The following is a 15,737-nucleotide window of genomic DNA, read 5'->3' as shown; positions in this document are numbered from 1 at the left end:
CGCTCACCCTCGCAATTCTGCTGTGGTGACAATCAGCCCGGCACCAATGGCAAAGCCCCCGGTGATGCAATCGCCACAGTGAAACGGCGGCTGATCCGCGCAAAAACGGGCCGAGAAGCGCTGGCGCTCCAGGTCGATATCCAGTTCCATCCCGTCAAACCCATAGTAACGGGCACTGACGGAAAACTGGCATTTATAGGCTGCTTCCTTCGCGGAAAAAATCACCTTGGCCATCTGGCCGGGGTTGGCTTGGCGGCGCAGCCAGCTCTGTTCCTGGGGGGAACAGATGGCGGGCCACAGATCATCGGCCAGCGGCTTGTCCTCTTCAACGTCAATGCCAAGCCCGCGGATCGCACCTGCGTGCGCCACCACGGCCATGGCGCAACTGCGGGTATGGGTGATCGATCCCACCAGCCCGGCGGGCCAGATCGGGGCGCGGTTTTCGCCAACGCGGATGGGCTGAACCTGCAGCCCCAGTTGCGCCATCGCCTGATGCGCCGCAGCCCGTCCGGCAGCAAATTCATTTCGACGTTTGGCCACGGCATTGGGTGACAGGCAGGCGGCCTCGGCGCTAAAGGGGGAGGGCGGATTGGCCAACGGGTCCGATAGGCCCAAGGCGATGTCATCGCCAAAGAGCGGCCGCACGAGGGTAAACCGCTCTTGGTCTTGGGGTGCAATCACTGTCGTCATCCGGCTCGTGCTTTGCGGTTTGCCCGCATGGCGCGCCGTTTCGACATGGTGTCTGATTTGGCGGCCTGCGTTGTGTCGTCCTGGCCCGGATCATCGGGCTTTGCGCCGCCGCCTGCAAGGCCTTCTATATGGCTGGAAAGACCAGCCAGGGTGGGGAAGCGGAAGATGTCGGTGATCGACAGGCCGGGCAGGTCCAGCGCGGTGCGCAGGTCGCGGTGTGCCTGCACCGCCAAGAGAGAATGCCCGCCCAAGGCAAAGAAGTTATCCTGCGCCGAGATGTCGTTGATCCCCAGAATTCGGGACCAGACCTTGACCACTTCGCCCTGCACACCGCCTGCCGATGCGTCGCCCACCTGGGCTGCGCCGCTGTCTTGCGCCCCGCCTGTGGCGGCCTGCTGGGCCGATCCTGCCGCTGTGCCAGCCTGGGGCACATGGCGGGCAAGGCTGGAGACGGGCTGCCGCGCGGCAAGCTCCTTGCGGTCTATTTTCTTGTTGGGGGTCAGTGGAAAGGCCTTGAGCGGCACAATATGGGCCGGAACCATGACGGAAGCCAACTGGCGCGCCAGATCCAGCTTGATCGCGGCGATATCCAGTTCGGCTTGTTCTGCACCGTCGCCATGCGTCACATAGGCCACCAGTTGCAAATCTCCGCCCTGCTCGCGGGGCACCACGACAGCGCCGGTGACACCGGGCTGATCCGCCAGCGCCGCCTCGATTTCCCCAAGCTCGATCCGCTGACCGCGCAGTTTGACCTGATGATCGCTACGCCCGAGAAAGGCGAGCTGACCATCCCCCCCCCAGCGCACCAGATCGCCCGTCCGATACAGGGTTTCTGTGGTGAAGGGCAGCTGGACAAAGCGCTCTGCCGTCAGGTCGGGGCGCTGCCAATAGCCTGCGGTGACACCCGCGCCACCGATATAGAGCTCTCCGGTGGCACCCAGAGGTACCGGGCGCTGGGCCGCGTCCAGCACATAGACGGTGGTATTGGCCACCGGCTGCCCAATGCTGGCGATCCCCTTGGGCTGGGTGGTGAGCGTGGTGCTGGTGGACCAGATCGTGGTCTCGGTTGGGCCGTACATATTGTGCATCTGCGCCGGGGTGGCCTCGCGCAGGGCGCTGATCAGATCACCGGGCAGGGCTTCGCCCCCCAGCAACAGATGTTGCAGCCCCGACAGCACTTGCCGGGCCTCATCATCCTGCACCAGCATCCGCGCCATCGAGGGGGTGCATTGCATGTGGGTGACACGGTGGCGCAGCATCTGGGCGCTGAGAGAGAAGTCATCCGCCGCCAGCTCTTGCGCGCGGTTGGTGCGTTCCAGCACTTCGGCCAGGGGTTTCAGCCCCTCCAACACCACCTCTGGTGCAATGCCATAGTCGATGAGGCAGGCAATTTCGTCGACGCCGATGGCTTTCAATTGTTCGCTGCGCGCCAGGGCGTCGTCCACGGTGCCAAAGAGGCCAGAGTCTTCAAAATAGCGCTCAAAGGCAAAGTCGAGGATTGCCTCCAGCTCGTCTTCGCCCAGCATATCCAGCTGCATTTCAAAGGCGTTGTTGACCCCTTTGGGGCGTTTGAAGGCCGGAAAGGCCCAGGCGTACTGCTTGATCAATCCGGCCGCCGCGCGCAGATAATCCTTCATCGGTTCGCGGGCAATGCGGCGGGATTCTTCGCGGGTTTCGGCCAGATAGCTGTGCAGCATCAGCGTGACCTTGAAATCGGCCGGATTGCGGCCACCGGCGCGCAGCGCATCGTGATAGATGCGGATCTTGTCGCCCACCTCTTCAATGCTTTGCCCCAAGAGATGCGTCAGCACATTGGCACCGATTTCGCCGGCCTCGCGCCAGGTATCGGGATTGCCCGCAGTGGTGACCCAAAGCGGCAGCTCTTTTGACACCGGTCGGGGCTGGGTGATGACACTGTGCAACGTGCCATCCTGACGCGGAAAACTCACGTCTTCGCCGCGCCAGAGTTTGCGGAGAGTATCGATGCAGTCATACATCGCAGGTTTGTTGGCGGGGGGGGTATTTTCGGGGCGCAGGATAAAATCATCCGGCTGCCACCCCGATGCAATGCCAAGCCCGGCACGCCCATTGGTAAGATTATCGATAACCGACCATTCCTCGGCGATACGGGCCGGGTGGTGCAGCGGTGCCACGCAGGATCCAGCCCGCACGCTGATATTCTGCGTGACAGCCGCCACTGCCGCACCGGTCACCGCCGGATTGGGATAGGGGCCGCCAAAGGCGTGGAAATGTCGTTCTGGTGTCCAGACCGCGTTGAAGCCATGCGTATCGGCAAATTTGGCACCTTCCAGCAGCAGGTGGTATTTGCGCGGTCCCGGCCCATCGTCGTTGCCCCAGTAGAAGAGGTTGAAATCCATCCGTCGATGGGAAATCGCCACGCGCCCTCGGGACAGCTCAAGTCGGCTTTCATCGCTGGACAGCACCAGCTTGAAGCCGCGCGACAGGGTCCAGAACAGTTCAAGCACCGAAATGTCAAACGACAGCGAGGTTACCGCCAGCCAAGTGTCACCGGCCTTGAAGGGGATACGCGCATCCATGGCGGCAAAGAAATTGGCCACATTGTCATGGCGCACCATGACGCCCTTGGGCAGGCCGGTCGACCCAGAGGTATAGATCAGATAGGCCAGATCGTCGCCGCTGGCAGTGCTGGTGATGTTTTCTGCATCTTCACCCAGCGGCTGGGTATCCAGCGCCAGGACTTCTGCCTGGCTATCGGGCAGATCCGCGCGCAGGGCCTGTTGGGTCAGAACCACACTGGCTTGGCTATCGTTCAGGAAATGGGCGATGCGGTCGCGCGGATAGGCAGGGTCCAGCGGCACATAGGCCGCCCCAGCCTTCAGCACTGCAAGGCTGGCCACCAGCAGATCGACGGAGCGCTTTATATAGATGCCTACATGGCTGCCGGGCTGCACGCCCATCTGTTGCAGCCGTGCCGCCAGCGCATTGGCGCGGGCGTTCAGGGCGCTATAGCTCAGGCTTTGGTCTTCAAAGACCAGCGCTGTTGCGTCAGGGCTGCGCGCCACCTGGGCCTCAAAGGCGGCCTGGATGGTGGGGGCTGGTACTGTCCCGTCCGCGGGATCTGCATTGCTCTGGTTCCAGTCTTCCAACAGCAGCCTGCGCTCGGCCTCGGGTAGGGCGGTCAGGTCCGACAGGGCACGATCGGGGTGCATGTGGGTGACCTCAAGCAGGTGTTGCAACCGCGCGACGAGCAGCTCTGCGGTTTTGGCATCCACCTGGGCATCATCCACATGCAGCGCCAGCCCGCCCTGATACAGGGACACACTGGCGGCGCAGCCTGGCAGGGCTGTATCCCGGTCCAGTGTCACCCCGATGGCAGGCTGCACAAGTGGCGTGAGTTCGGGGGCGCGGGCCACCAAATCACGGGCGAAGCCGCCGGAGTTCTGCGCGCGTTCCAGCCTGGGTTTGATATGTTCAATCAGGGCATTGGCCGAAAGGTCACGCCGGACCTGTAGCGGCACCCAGGCAGAGAGAGCCTGTCCAATCAGCGCCGCCGCCGGTGCGGCTGGGGCAGCGAGGGCGATATCAGCCTGATCCTCACCAGTGCCCAGCAAGGCCCAGGTCAGGATCGCGGCAAGGATTTGATCTTGGCTCATGCCCTGCGGCAGGGCCACGGCCTGGCGGCTGAGGCTGGTTTTTCCTGTGGGCTGCCCGGAGGCCCGGGCCAGCGGCAGGGTGACAGGTTGCAGGTCTTGCAGGGCGGCGCGCCAGGGCAGATCCGCCTTATGGGCGCGCGCCAATGCCGCCTCCAACTCCTGTGCCTCTTTATCCGTCAAGCTTGGCAGCTGTGCGCCAGTGGTGAACAGGGCGGGCAGATCGACAGGTGCGCCCTCCAGGCTGGTGATATCTGAGAGCAGCACAGCGCCGTCAGAGGTGGCTACCGTGATTGCGCCCCCGGTGACGGCAAGCACGGTTCCCGCAGGTGGGGTTTCCGGGGGCGAGAGGTCCAGCGCAGAGATTTTTCCAACCCGCAAGATCTGATCGTCAAGGCGCAGCTTGGCGCAGCACAGCGGATTCCAATAGGCGCCAAAATCAAGGCCGCGCACCAGGCGACACAGGGCGATAGAGGGCTGGGAAAAGGCCAGCAGGCCACCTGCCGACGGGCGATGGTCGCGGGAAAAATAGCGCCGTTGCGACAGATCCTGCGGCTGCCGCTGCAGGGCATTTTGCGCCAGTTGCTCCAGAACCTCGCCAAAGCTGTCCATTGCGGCGGCATAGCATTTGGAGTTTAGACTGAAGGCGGTATCATCGGCGTCGATCGCGAACAGGCGCTGGGCCAGAATATCGCCCTCATCAATGCCGTCTTCCATCATGTGCCAGGTGATCCCATGCTGGGGCTCGCCGGTGATCAAGGCCCAGTTGGGGGTGTTCAGCCCGGCCATTTGCGGCAGTGGTCCATCATGGAAATTCACCGCCCCGTGGCGCGCCAGTGCCAGCACGGGATCTGGGATCACCTGCAGGTTGGCGATTGACAGCAGCCAGTCAAACCCGCCCGTAACCCCGTCCGCGATCTCGGCAGGGCGGCCCAGCACCATCAGCGATTTTTCCTGCGCCCAGGCACGGATGTCTTGGTCGGTGGAAACCACCGCAGCGATCTGATGCCCCTGATCCAGCAGCGCTTCGGCACAGCCGATCAGCAGGGATTCATTGCCAACTACAACACAGGAAAACGGGGTCATTTTAAATCCTTTGACATCGAAGTGCGCAGGCGCGTTTCCCCCTGTCGTTGAGGGCTGCGGCGCGATGGTACAAGCGCGTGGGCGATCAGGTCGCGTAAAAAATGGTCTGGGTCCGCCTGGGGCTTGCCCTGGATCAGGCGGCGCAGCCCGTATAGGCCACAGCCGGTGATCCGCGCCAGCGTGGCCAGGGCGGCATAGGCGCGCCCATGTGATTTGGTGAAATAGTGACTGCGCGAAAAGAACCAATAGGCTGGGGTGCGGCTCCAGGTTTTCATGCCCGTCGATGCAGAGCCCAGATGCGTTACCCGGCTGTCCGGCACATAGTGGGTGCGCCAGCCGGCCCGCGCGGCACGGCGGCACAGATCGGTTTCCTCAAAGTACAAAAAGAAGGTCTCGTCAAAGCCACCGATGTCTTCCAGCACGGGGCGGCGGATCATCAGGCTGGCGCCGGCGGTCCAATCAACCTGGGTCTCGGTCGCTGGTATGTCCATGGCGACGACCCAGGGCGCAAGCAGGCGGGTAAAGATCCCGGTGCGCGCGGCCATCTCAAACTCTCCGGCGATGGAGGGAAAGCGAAAGGCGGTGCGATGTGGGGTGCCATCGGTGCCCTGCACAAATGACCCCGCCAGCCCGGCGCCCGGATGCTGGCCCAGAAAATCGCGCAGGGTGGCAATGGTTTCGCCCTGCACAAAGGCATCAGAGTTGAGCAGATAGTAGTAGTCGGGCGCGGTCCCATCCGACAGCCCGGAGGCAAAACCGATGTTCATGCCAGCCCCAAAGCCGCCGTTTACCAGCGATTGAAGCAACCTGACTTTACCATCCTTGTGCCAGCCGCGTTGCTGAAAGCCCTCTTGCAGTGCCTCCCAGGATCCATCGCCAGAGCCATTGTCGATGACCAGTACCTCTCCCGGCAGGTGCTGCATTTCCGCCAGAGCTGCCTCGGCCGCCTGCAGGGTCATTTCGGGTGTGCGGTAGTTCAGAATGATGGTGAGGATGCTGCCGGTGCTCATGCGCGTTTACTCTGTTGGTCATCAAAGGACGCTGCTTGCCTTGCGGCAGGCGAGGCGGGCGCAGATGGGGTCAGCAGAGGTTTTATGGCGGCGGCCAAGCTGCTGACATTGGGCACCAGAACCATGCTGTCATGATCGCCGGGGACCTCAAGTACCGCAAGATTTGGCGCCCACCGGGTCCAGTCATTGTCGGCAAAGACATACTCGCGTTCACGGCTGACCCAATTGCCGCCCGAGACCGGCCAATGGCGATCCAAGGGCGGGCGCAGTAACGTCAGCGGCCCATCCCAGGCGCGCAGCCTGTAGTTTTCCACGGCCTGACGAAAGGCCAGCTCGATCTTGCGATTGTTGAAACCCGGCGCCTGTCCGGTTTCCGCTGGCGGCTGGTGGCGTTTGCTGATTTCCCACAGGATCCGGTTTCGGCCCCATTCAAGCAAATAGCCCGTGCCTTTCTTGCGCAATTCGCGCAGTTTGATCAGTGCTTTGTCAACAGATTTCAGCGCTGGGCGTACCGGCAGCGGCGTGTCCAGCAACACCAGGGCGGCGGTTTTCTCGCCGTTGGCCTGCAGCTGCTGGGCCATTTCATAGGCGGTGATCCCGCCGCCGGAAAAGCCGCCCAGGTAGTAGGGGCCGTCGGGCTGGATCTGCTTGATTTCAGACAGGTAATCGGCTGCGGCTTCGGGGATGGTGGCATGCGGCGTCGCGCTACCGATCAACCCGCGTGCCTGTAGCCCGTAAACCGGGCGTCCCTGGCGGCCGTTGCTGCCCAGTTCCTGGGCCAGATGGCGCAGGTTCAAGACATTGCCAAACATGCCTGCCACCAGGAACAACGGCGCAAGATCGGCACCCGATCCCGGGTGTAGCTGTACCAGATGGCTATAGCTGGCTGGCGCGGCAGCGGCGCTTTCCTTGGCTGTGCTGTCGCTTGTGCCCACGCCGCGCTGTATCAGCAGATCCGCCAGCGTGGCGACGGTTGGGGCCTCGAACAGGGTCGACAGCGGCAGATCTATGTTGAACTGCCGCTTGATCTGGGCAAACAGGCGGACTGCAATCAACGAATGGCCGCCAAGATCAAAGAAGCTGTCGGCCGTGCCAACCTGACCCAGACCAAGCAGGCTCTGGAACATACCGGCGAGCTGCTCTTCCATGGGGGAGGAGGGCGCTAGATATTCGGTGTCGATATCGGGGCGTTCAAAGCTCTGGCTGCCGTCGCTGGCCTGTTCTTGCGCGGGGGTGTCGCTTTGGCGGATCAAGGCGGGCAGGTCCAGCGCTGATATCACGACCTGGGGGCGGCCACTGGCCACGGCGCGCAGCAGTGCTTCGGGGCCTTCACTGGCACGGATGCCATTGGCGATGGTCAGTTGCAGGCGGCGTTCTTCTGCCGAGAGCGGCTGCACAGCGTTGCCCCCCGCAGCAAGGCCCAGGGCCTCTGCGCTGTGATCGGCGCTGGCCGGGGCCGGGCTGGCCTCAAACCCGCCAGCAAGACGTGTCATGTGGAAACCGGTGATTTCAACCAGAACTGCCCCATCGGCATTGGTGAGGGTCACATCAAAGCTGGCGCTGTCGACATTGACCGGTTCCTCGGTGCTCAGTCGTATGTGGCTGTGGATTTCTTCCGGCAGGGGCGCAAAAATGCGCAGGTTGCGATAGGCCATCGGCACCCAGAGGTCGGCCCCGTCATAGCCTGGGACCAGCGACAGCGCCCAGCCGGTGGCCAGATCCATCAGGCCGGGGTGCAGCAGGCAGTTGTCGCCCCTTGCGGTTTCGGGCAGATTCAGGCGGGCAAGACCTTCCTGCGGGCCAAGCGCCATCTGTTGCAGCACCTGCCAGCGCGGTCCAAAGGCAAGATGATCATCCTGCGGAGAAGAGAGCGCCGCACCTGTTTGTGCTGTTTGAACTGCACCGCAGCGCTGCTGAATGGCCTCCAGGTCCAGGGGGGCTGGCGGTTTGCCGTCCGGTGCAAGGCGGATCTCTGCTTCGCAGTTGAGGGCAAACCCACCGCCGGGCAGGGCACTATGGGTGGCAAAGGCATAGCCGGTTTCCTCTGCCTGCAGGCGCAGCATTACCGACTGTGGCGTGGCCGAGGCCACCACCAGCGGGCGCAAGAAATACAGATCTCGGATTTCAAACGGTGCGGTCAGATCCAGCGCCGCCAGGCTTTCTGCGATCCATTCAATATAGCCGGTGCCGGGCACCAGCGCGGTGCCTGCCTGGGTGCGGTGTTCCGCCAGCAGCCAGCTGTTCTGAGCGTCAAGTGTCACGGCAAACACCGGATTGCCAAAACTGTCAAAGCCAGCTTCGTCCAACAAGGGCTGGGCGCAGTCCTGACGTGGGCTTGGGCCAGTGTCGCCTTGGCGCGCGGTCATCGCTTCATAGGCCATGCCGGTATCGGCCCAGACGCCCCAATCCACCGCGATGACGCGGGTCTTGCCGCCCTGGCGATGGCCGGCATAGGCGTTCAGATAGTCATTGGCGGCAATATAGTCGACCTGCCCGGCGGGCCGGGTCACGGTAGAGGAAGAAGAAAACAGAACCAGCAAATCCAGCGTCCCATCGGGGAACAGTTCTTCCAGCACCCGCAGGCCGGTGACCTTGGGGGCCAGGACACGGGCCATCTGCGCCTCCGTCTTTGCCAGGATCGGCCCGTCATCAATCACGCCGGCGCCGTGGATGACACCGTTCACAGGGCCAAACTGGTGCTCTGCCTGGGTGACAGCGCGGCGCATTTCGATGCTGTTGCAGCTGTCGGCGGCAAGGGGCAGAACCGCGCCGTGGCCGATGGCCTCCAGCTCTTGTACCGCGCGGATGCGCTGCGCCTGGCGGTTGGCGGGGCTGTGGGTGGCCAGGTAGCGGGTCCATTGGTCGCGCGGTGGCAAGCCAGAGCGGGACAGCAGCACAACCTTGGCGTCAAGATGCTGCATCAGATGCGCCGCCGTCCGCAGCCCAATACCGCCGTATCCGCCGGTAATCAGGTAGCAGCCGCCCTGTTTGAAGCCGGGGTGTGGCAGGGCGGTCCCGGCCTCTGCCTGCGTCGGTTGCGTCCCTTGGGGCAGGGAGAGCGGACGCCAGGATTTTTCAAACCGCTTGTCGCCGCGCCAGGCGGCGGTGGTATTGGCGGGCTCTGCCAGCAGCTCTTCCAGCAGGCGCGGGGTCAGATCGTCAGGCATGGCCCCGCGTAGGGTGGCAATCAGCCCCGGGGTTTCGGGCAGTTCAATGTCTACGGTGGCGCAGGTGAAGTTTGGGAGTTCGCGCAGAATGGCGCTGGCCGGGCCAGAGATCATGGCCTTTTCCGGATAGGGCAGCGGCTCATCCGTGATCTGCGCCGCACCAGTGGTAAAGAGCGTCAGATGTACCGGCTCTGCCAGATCCAGCGCTCCCAGTTCCTGCGCGAGGGCGGTGACACCGTGAAACCCCATTTCCAGATTGCGATTAAAGAAGGAAGAACCGGGGCGGAAGCTTTCGCTGTCGGTGACCAGCCAGAAATGCGCAATGCGGGTCGGCAGGGTTTCGGTCTCGGCAAGATCGGCCAGCAGGGCATTGTAGCCAAAGCGGCCCTGTTCAGGGGCCAGGATATACTCGCCTTCCGCCAGTTTGGCGTAGGTATCGCCGGGGCGCACGAGATCAACCCGGTGCCCGGCCTGGCGCAGACGTGCGGCCGCCGCACTGGCCAGCCCACAGTCATCTGCAAAGATCAGCCAGTTTTGCGGTGCCTCGCCCAGATCGGTATCAATATCCAGGGCGCAATCAGCAAGCCGCAGGCGCCAGCAGGGGCGATAGCCCCAATCCGCGATATCCGCCGTGCGGGCTGGCAGTGGCATCTCTTGCGGGGCTTTGTTGCTACCGGGTTCGATGAAATAGCGACTGCGTTGGAACACATAGCCGGGCAGGGGCAGTCGATGGCGCTTTGCTTCGCCCCAGATCTGATCCCAGTCGGCCTCGATGCCGCAGGCCCACAGGCGGCCAATGACGCCAAAGAAATAGGCATCATCCAGCACGACCTGATCCTGGTGGCGCAGCGCGCTTAGCACTTGATTGGGCTGCACGGCGGGCGACATCTGGGTCAGGGCGCTCAGGGCCTTGCCGGGGCCGACCTCTAGAAATACGCGACCCGGCGTGGCGGCAAGCGTGGCAATACAATCGGCAAACTGCACGGTATTGCGCAGCTGGCCAACCCAGTAGTCGGGATCCTGTGCCTGTTCTGCGGTCAGTCTCTGGCCGGTTCGGTTTGAAATCACTGGCAGTTGCGGCGCCGAGAGCGACAGCCTGCGCAGAAAATCACCGTAGTCCTGCAAGATACTGTCAAGCATGCGCGAATGGGCGGCGATATCGATCTGGATGCGCTGGAAATCGACCTCTTGCGCCAAGAGCTGTTCTGCCAGCCGGTCCAGCGCGGCCTGTGGCCCAGAAACAGCGGTCAAAGCGGGGGCATTGACGCTGGCAATGTCGAGCTCCTCACTGATCATCGCCTGTACGTCGGCCAGGGGCAGGGCAATCGACAGCATGCCACCGGCTGGAACCGTGTCAAACAGGCGCCCACGCAGCAGCACCAGATCAATGCAGTCTTCAAAGGACAAAACCCCAGCCAGACAGGCGGCGGTGTTTTCCCCCATGGAATGTCCAACCAGCGCCGCCGGGCGAATGCCCCAGCTGATCCAGAGTTGCGCCAGCGCATATTCCAGGATCATGATCAGTGGCAATTGTACCGAAGGGCGTTGCAGCTGGGCGTTCGCGGCAGCCTCATCGCCGGGGGGCGGCAGCCAGAGCGCGCGCATGTCATAGTCGATCTGCGGTTGCAGATGATCCAGCCCACGATCCATCCAATCGGCAAAGACCGGCTCTGTCTCATAGAGGTCGCGCGCCATACCGGCATATTGCGCCCCGCCACCGGGGAAGGAAAATACCACCTCGGGGGCATCGCCCAGGCGGTCGTGGCTGAAAACCTGGCGCGGATCGCCGCCCCGCAGCATAGCGGCGGCCTCTTGCGCGGTTTCAGCCACCAGGACCCGGCGTTTGCCAAAGCCGCGCCGCCCCTGTTTCAGGGTGTAGGCGACATCGGCCAGATCGACATCCGGGTTGGCCTCCAGATAGTTGGCAAGGGCCTCTGTATTGGCGTCAAGCGCTGCTTTGGACTGACCCGAAAGGCACAGGACATGAAAGGGAAAATCGCTTTCTTGCGAGGTCTCGCGGACTGGCGCTTCTTCTAGAATGGCATGGGCATTGGTGCCGCCCACCCCCAGTGCATTGATCCCGGCGCGGCGTGGTCCCTGCTGCGAGATCCAGGGCGTCAGGCTGTCATTGACCCGGAATGGGGTATTGTTAAAGTCAATTGCCGGGTTTGGTGCCTCATAGCCCAACGAGGGCGGAATTTCACGGTGCTTTAATCCCAGCGCTGTCTTGACCAGCCCGGCAATGCCGGCAGCGGTATCAAGATGGCCGATATTGGTCTTGACCGAGCCGATCCGGCAGGGCGGGTTGCCCGCCGGGACATCGCGAAAGGCTTCGCCAAGGGCGGAGACCTCGATCGGGTCTCCCAGATAGGTGCCGGTTCCGTGGCATTCGATGTAGTCGATGCTGGCAGCTGGTATATCTCCCGCCGCCAGCGCCTGCCGGACTGCGCCTGCCTGCCCCGTGACCGAGGGCGCCAGATAGCCCGCCTTGTCTGCGCCGTCATTGTTGATGGCGCTGGCCTTGATGACGGCCCAGATATGGTCGCCATCGGCCAGGGCGTCCTCGATGCGGCGCAGGGCAACCGCCCCTGCGCCCGATCCAAAGACCGTACCTTGGGCGCGGTGATCAAAGGCATGGCAGTGACCGTCGGGCGACAGGATCTCGTTTTCTTTATACAGATAGCCTTGCCCCTGCGGCATATCGATGGTGACACCGCCGGCCAGGGCCATGCCGCATTCGCCATCGCGCAGCGCCTTACAGGCGTAATGCACCGCCACCAGAGAGGTCGAGCAGGCGGTTTGAATATTGACTGAGGGCCCTTTCAGATCAAACACATGGCTGACACGCGTGGTCAGGAAATCCTTGTCGTTCCCGGTGTGGCGCAACAGGAACATGCCGACCTCGTCCACCAGGCCGGGGTTGGAACAGATATTGAAGTAGAAATAGCTGCCCATGCCGCAGCCGGCATAGACGCCGATGGGCTCGTCCAGGCTTTCGGGGGGGTGGGCCGCATTTTCCATAGCGCCCCAGGCAACCTCAAGGAACTTGCGGTGCTGTGGGTCGAGAATGGCAGCCTCTTTGGGGCTGAAGCCAAAGAACTCGGCGTCAAAATCGGCAAACCCGTCGAGCAGGGCGGCATGCGGCACATAGTTTGGGTCGGCCAGGGTGGTCTCGGACACGCCTGCGGCCTGCAGGGTCTCGGGGCTGAGCGGAACGATGGATTCGATACCAGAGCGCAGATTGTGCCAATAGGTCTCCAGCCCTTCGGCACCGGGCACATTGACCGCCATGCCAACAATGGCGATATCGCCGCTATATTGCGGTGCGTCTGAGCTCTGATCTGCGGTCTTTGCCATGAAAAACACGGCCCCTCGTTCTATGCGGCTGTATGGTGGCTACCCTATCCCCTGTCGACGGCCCGCCCTGCCGAGAGGCGATGCCGCATCCCTTGGGGAAAGGGCGATGGTCTTCCTGGCCGGGTTCGCCGCGCCGTAGCACGGAAGACGCACAAACGCCGTCCCGCCGCAGACGCGCTGCGGACTCACCCAGGTGTGAAATTGCTTTGCCACTGCGGCAAAGTTGTGAAAGCAAGGTGGCCAAATTGGTCGCAAGTGCAATAACAATAAAGCAATCTGTTGAGCCATAAAATGCTTCATTTGCAACTATATCCGGCTGCGTGACGTGGATGATGGAGGCTGCGGCATCAAGATCTGCCTGCCTTGGAACAGGGGGCGCTTGCGCGAAAACACAGTTGGATCGCGCAGGCGTTCTGCATAGCCAAGGACTGATCCGGCACAAAGCCAGGTCATCGGCACCAGCGTATCATTGAGCAGCATATCCATCATGGTGGCGGCCAGGATCAGTGCGATGGCGGTAGAATAGGGTGAGATATCGCGCCCCCGCCGCCGCCGGATCTCGATCCCTAGCAACAGCAGCGGCGAACAGAGCAGCCCCATTTCCGCCAGATAGCCAAACCAGCCAAAGGTGCCAAAGACCAGGATCCAGTGGCCATCCGGGATCGAGATTATCGCGCCGGTTTCGATATCCCGGATCAGATTGCGCCCCCAACCGCCCCAGCCAAACCAGGGCTTTTCGGCGGCCCGCTCGAGCAAGATGGCTTCATTGTCAAAGCGATAGCCCAGCGACTGCGCCCGTGCCGGGCTGATGGCTTCGGCCTGCGCCAGTATGGCCTCGGTTGGGATAAGCCCCAGATTGCGCAGCATTGGATAGGTGATGGCGACAGCGGCCAGGGCAAGTGCAACCCGGATCTGCCAGCGCGCCGAGGCCAGTGCCACCAGCGGCACAAAGCTCAGCCCATAGGCCAGCGAAGCAAAGCTCTTGCATAGGTAGAGAATGCCGAACAGATAAAGGCTGGCCAGACCAAAGCGCAGTCGGCTGGGCCCCTGGGCGGCGCGGGCCAGCGCGGTGCAGGCCATCAGTGCCGAAAACATGAACAGCGCCAGCCACAGCGGATGCGGCAAGAATACAATTGGACGAAAGCCCCCTTGCCGCATGGTCTGGGAAAAATCATGCTGGAAAAACCCATAGATCATGGTGTTGATCTGCGGGCTAAGGCGGATCTCCAACAGCGCGGGCAGCGAATAGGCAAGGCCGGCAATGCACAGCGCCAGCAACAGCTCTTTTTGGCTTTCCGGGCTGGACAGGTAGCGCCGTGCCAGCAAGAAAGGCATCAGGACAATCACCTGATTGATCATCACCGAGCCCAGATCGCGCCAGCGCAGCCCCGGCAGCATATCGGTGAGAAAGACAATGGGATCAGACCCGGCCAGTACCTGGAATATGATGGGGTCGCCATTGGTCAGCACCGTAGGCACCACGGCAATAACAAACAGTATCATCAGCAGGCGGGCCAGCGGATGATGCGGCAGCAACGGCACTTTCTTGCGCAGCAACCCGGCACAGAGAATAAAGGCCATGATTGCGGGAATGGTAAACTTGTCCATATCCGGCACCAGGGGCAGATCGAATTCTGCCACCGGTGGCAGCAGAAGATAGCCACCGAGAATGCACCATAGGATCGCGCGCTCCAATGATAGGCGGCGAAACAGGACCAGGCTGACCAAAGGCCAGAGCAGCAGCATCAGGTAGGCAAGGGCGTTGGGCATGGTGGCAGGATACTTTTCAATTGCGGCAGCGCAATGTGCATATGGTGGCCAGGATGGGTCAGTTTGTTCGCATCGATGGCTAAAATTTCTGTCTTAACTAGTTGATCTTTGAACGCGAAATATCAGGCAAGGTTCTGTATAATATCGTGAAAGACCAGATTCGGCCAATCTGAAAGAGAGCGGCTGCGCGGTGCAAATTATTGGGTTGCACATATCTGGGTGACATTGCGCGCTTTGGTTCCAAGAGCGCGCGCCGGGGGTGAATGTTTGTTTTTTGAGTTTCAGGGCCAGCGTGTCACAGTCAATGTGCCCAGCAAGGCCGCGTTGGAAAGTGAAGTTCTCGCGCGTTTTGCAGCGGGAGAGGGCTTTGCTCTGGCGACTGTGAATCTGGATCATTTGGTCAAACTGGCGCAGAGCAAACCCTTCCTGGAGGCCTATCTCGGCCAGGATCTGGTGGTGGCGGATGGGCGCCCCATTGTCTGGCTGTCCCGCTTGGCAAAGCGCGAGGTGGAACTGATGCCGGGATCTGATCTGATACTGCCCCTGTGTCGACTGGCCGCCGCCGCCGGGGTGCCGGTTGCCCTGGTCGGCAGTACAGACAGGGCTTTGCAGGATGCGGCAGACTATCTGGGGGCGCAGGTTGCCGGACTGGATCTGGCCTGGTGTCATGCGCCCTCGGGGGTGTTCGATCCACAGGGAGATGAGGCCCAAGAGATCCTTGAAACCCTAAAGCGCAAGGGCATCCGGCTGTGTTTTTTGGCCCTTGGGGCGCCAAAACAGGAAAGCCTGGCCCATCGTGGCCGCCAGATTGCGCCTGCGGTTGGCTTCGCCTCTATCGGGGCAGGGCTTGATTTCTTTGGCGGGCACCAGATCCGCGCGCCGCTTTGGCTGCGCAAAATCGCTATGGAGTGGCTGTGGCGTGCGCTCAGCAGCCCGGCGCGAATGATCCCGCGCTATGCCAAGTGCTTTGCCATTCTGCCTGGGCACATCTGGGCGGCGATGCGGATTTTCGCGTCGAAGTAGTG

Annotated in this window: 6 protein-coding genes; 1 reads left to right on the top strand and 5 read right to left on the bottom strand. The window is 62.2% G+C overall.

Annotation, left to right across the window (positions count from 1 at the left end):
• Nucleotides 1-3: 3 nt before the first annotated feature.
• From P2081_RS03150 to P2081_RS03130, 5 genes are all read right to left on the bottom strand, one after another.
• Nucleotides 4-690: a 4'-phosphopantetheinyl transferase family protein gene (locus P2081_RS03150; protein ID WP_438826523.1), complete on the bottom strand. Its 687-nt coding sequence runs from the start codon at nt 688-690 to the stop codon at nt 4-6.
• Complete coding sequence (locus P2081_RS03145; protein ID WP_278921410.1) at nt 687-5,408, bottom strand: MupA/Atu3671 family FMN-dependent luciferase-like monooxygenase; 4,722 nt, start codon at nt 5,406-5,408, stop codon at nt 687-689. Before P2081_RS03145 ends, P2081_RS03150 begins: the two co-directional genes overlap by 4 nt.
• Nucleotides 5,405-6,418 (bottom strand): glycosyltransferase family 2 protein, encoded by a 1,014-nt coding sequence (locus P2081_RS03140; protein WP_278921409.1) that lies wholly within the window; start codon nt 6,416-6,418, stop codon nt 5,405-5,407. Before P2081_RS03140 ends, P2081_RS03145 begins: the two co-directional genes overlap by 4 nt.
• The gene (locus tag P2081_RS03135) at nt 6,415-12,942 is read right to left on the bottom strand and encodes a type I polyketide synthase (protein ID WP_278921408.1); all 6,528 of its coding nucleotides are present in this window, start codon (nt 12,940-12,942) and stop codon (nt 6,415-6,417) included. The genes P2081_RS03140 and P2081_RS03135 overlap by 4 nt, the downstream gene beginning before the upstream one ends.
• A gap of 306 nt (nt 12,943-13,248) precedes the next feature.
• Nucleotides 13,249-14,712: a hypothetical protein gene (locus P2081_RS03130; protein ID WP_278921407.1), complete on the bottom strand. Its 1,464-nt coding sequence runs from the start codon at nt 14,710-14,712 to the stop codon at nt 13,249-13,251.
• A gap of 267 nt (nt 14,713-14,979) precedes the next feature.
• Here P2081_RS03130 and P2081_RS03125 point away from each other — a divergent pair, with 267 nt between their 5' ends.
• Nucleotides 14,980-15,735, top strand: a complete 756-nt coding sequence (locus P2081_RS03125; RefSeq protein ID WP_278921406.1) for a WecB/TagA/CpsF family glycosyltransferase — start codon at nt 14,980-14,982, stop codon at nt 15,733-15,735.
• Nucleotides 15,736-15,737: the final 2 nt, after the last annotated feature.

It is taken from the genome of Pseudophaeobacter profundi (assembly GCF_029697505.1).
Lineage (GTDB): Bacteria > Pseudomonadota > Alphaproteobacteria > Rhodobacterales > Rhodobacteraceae > Pseudophaeobacter > Pseudophaeobacter profundi.
This window is presented reverse-complemented; position numbering and strand designations above follow the sequence as displayed.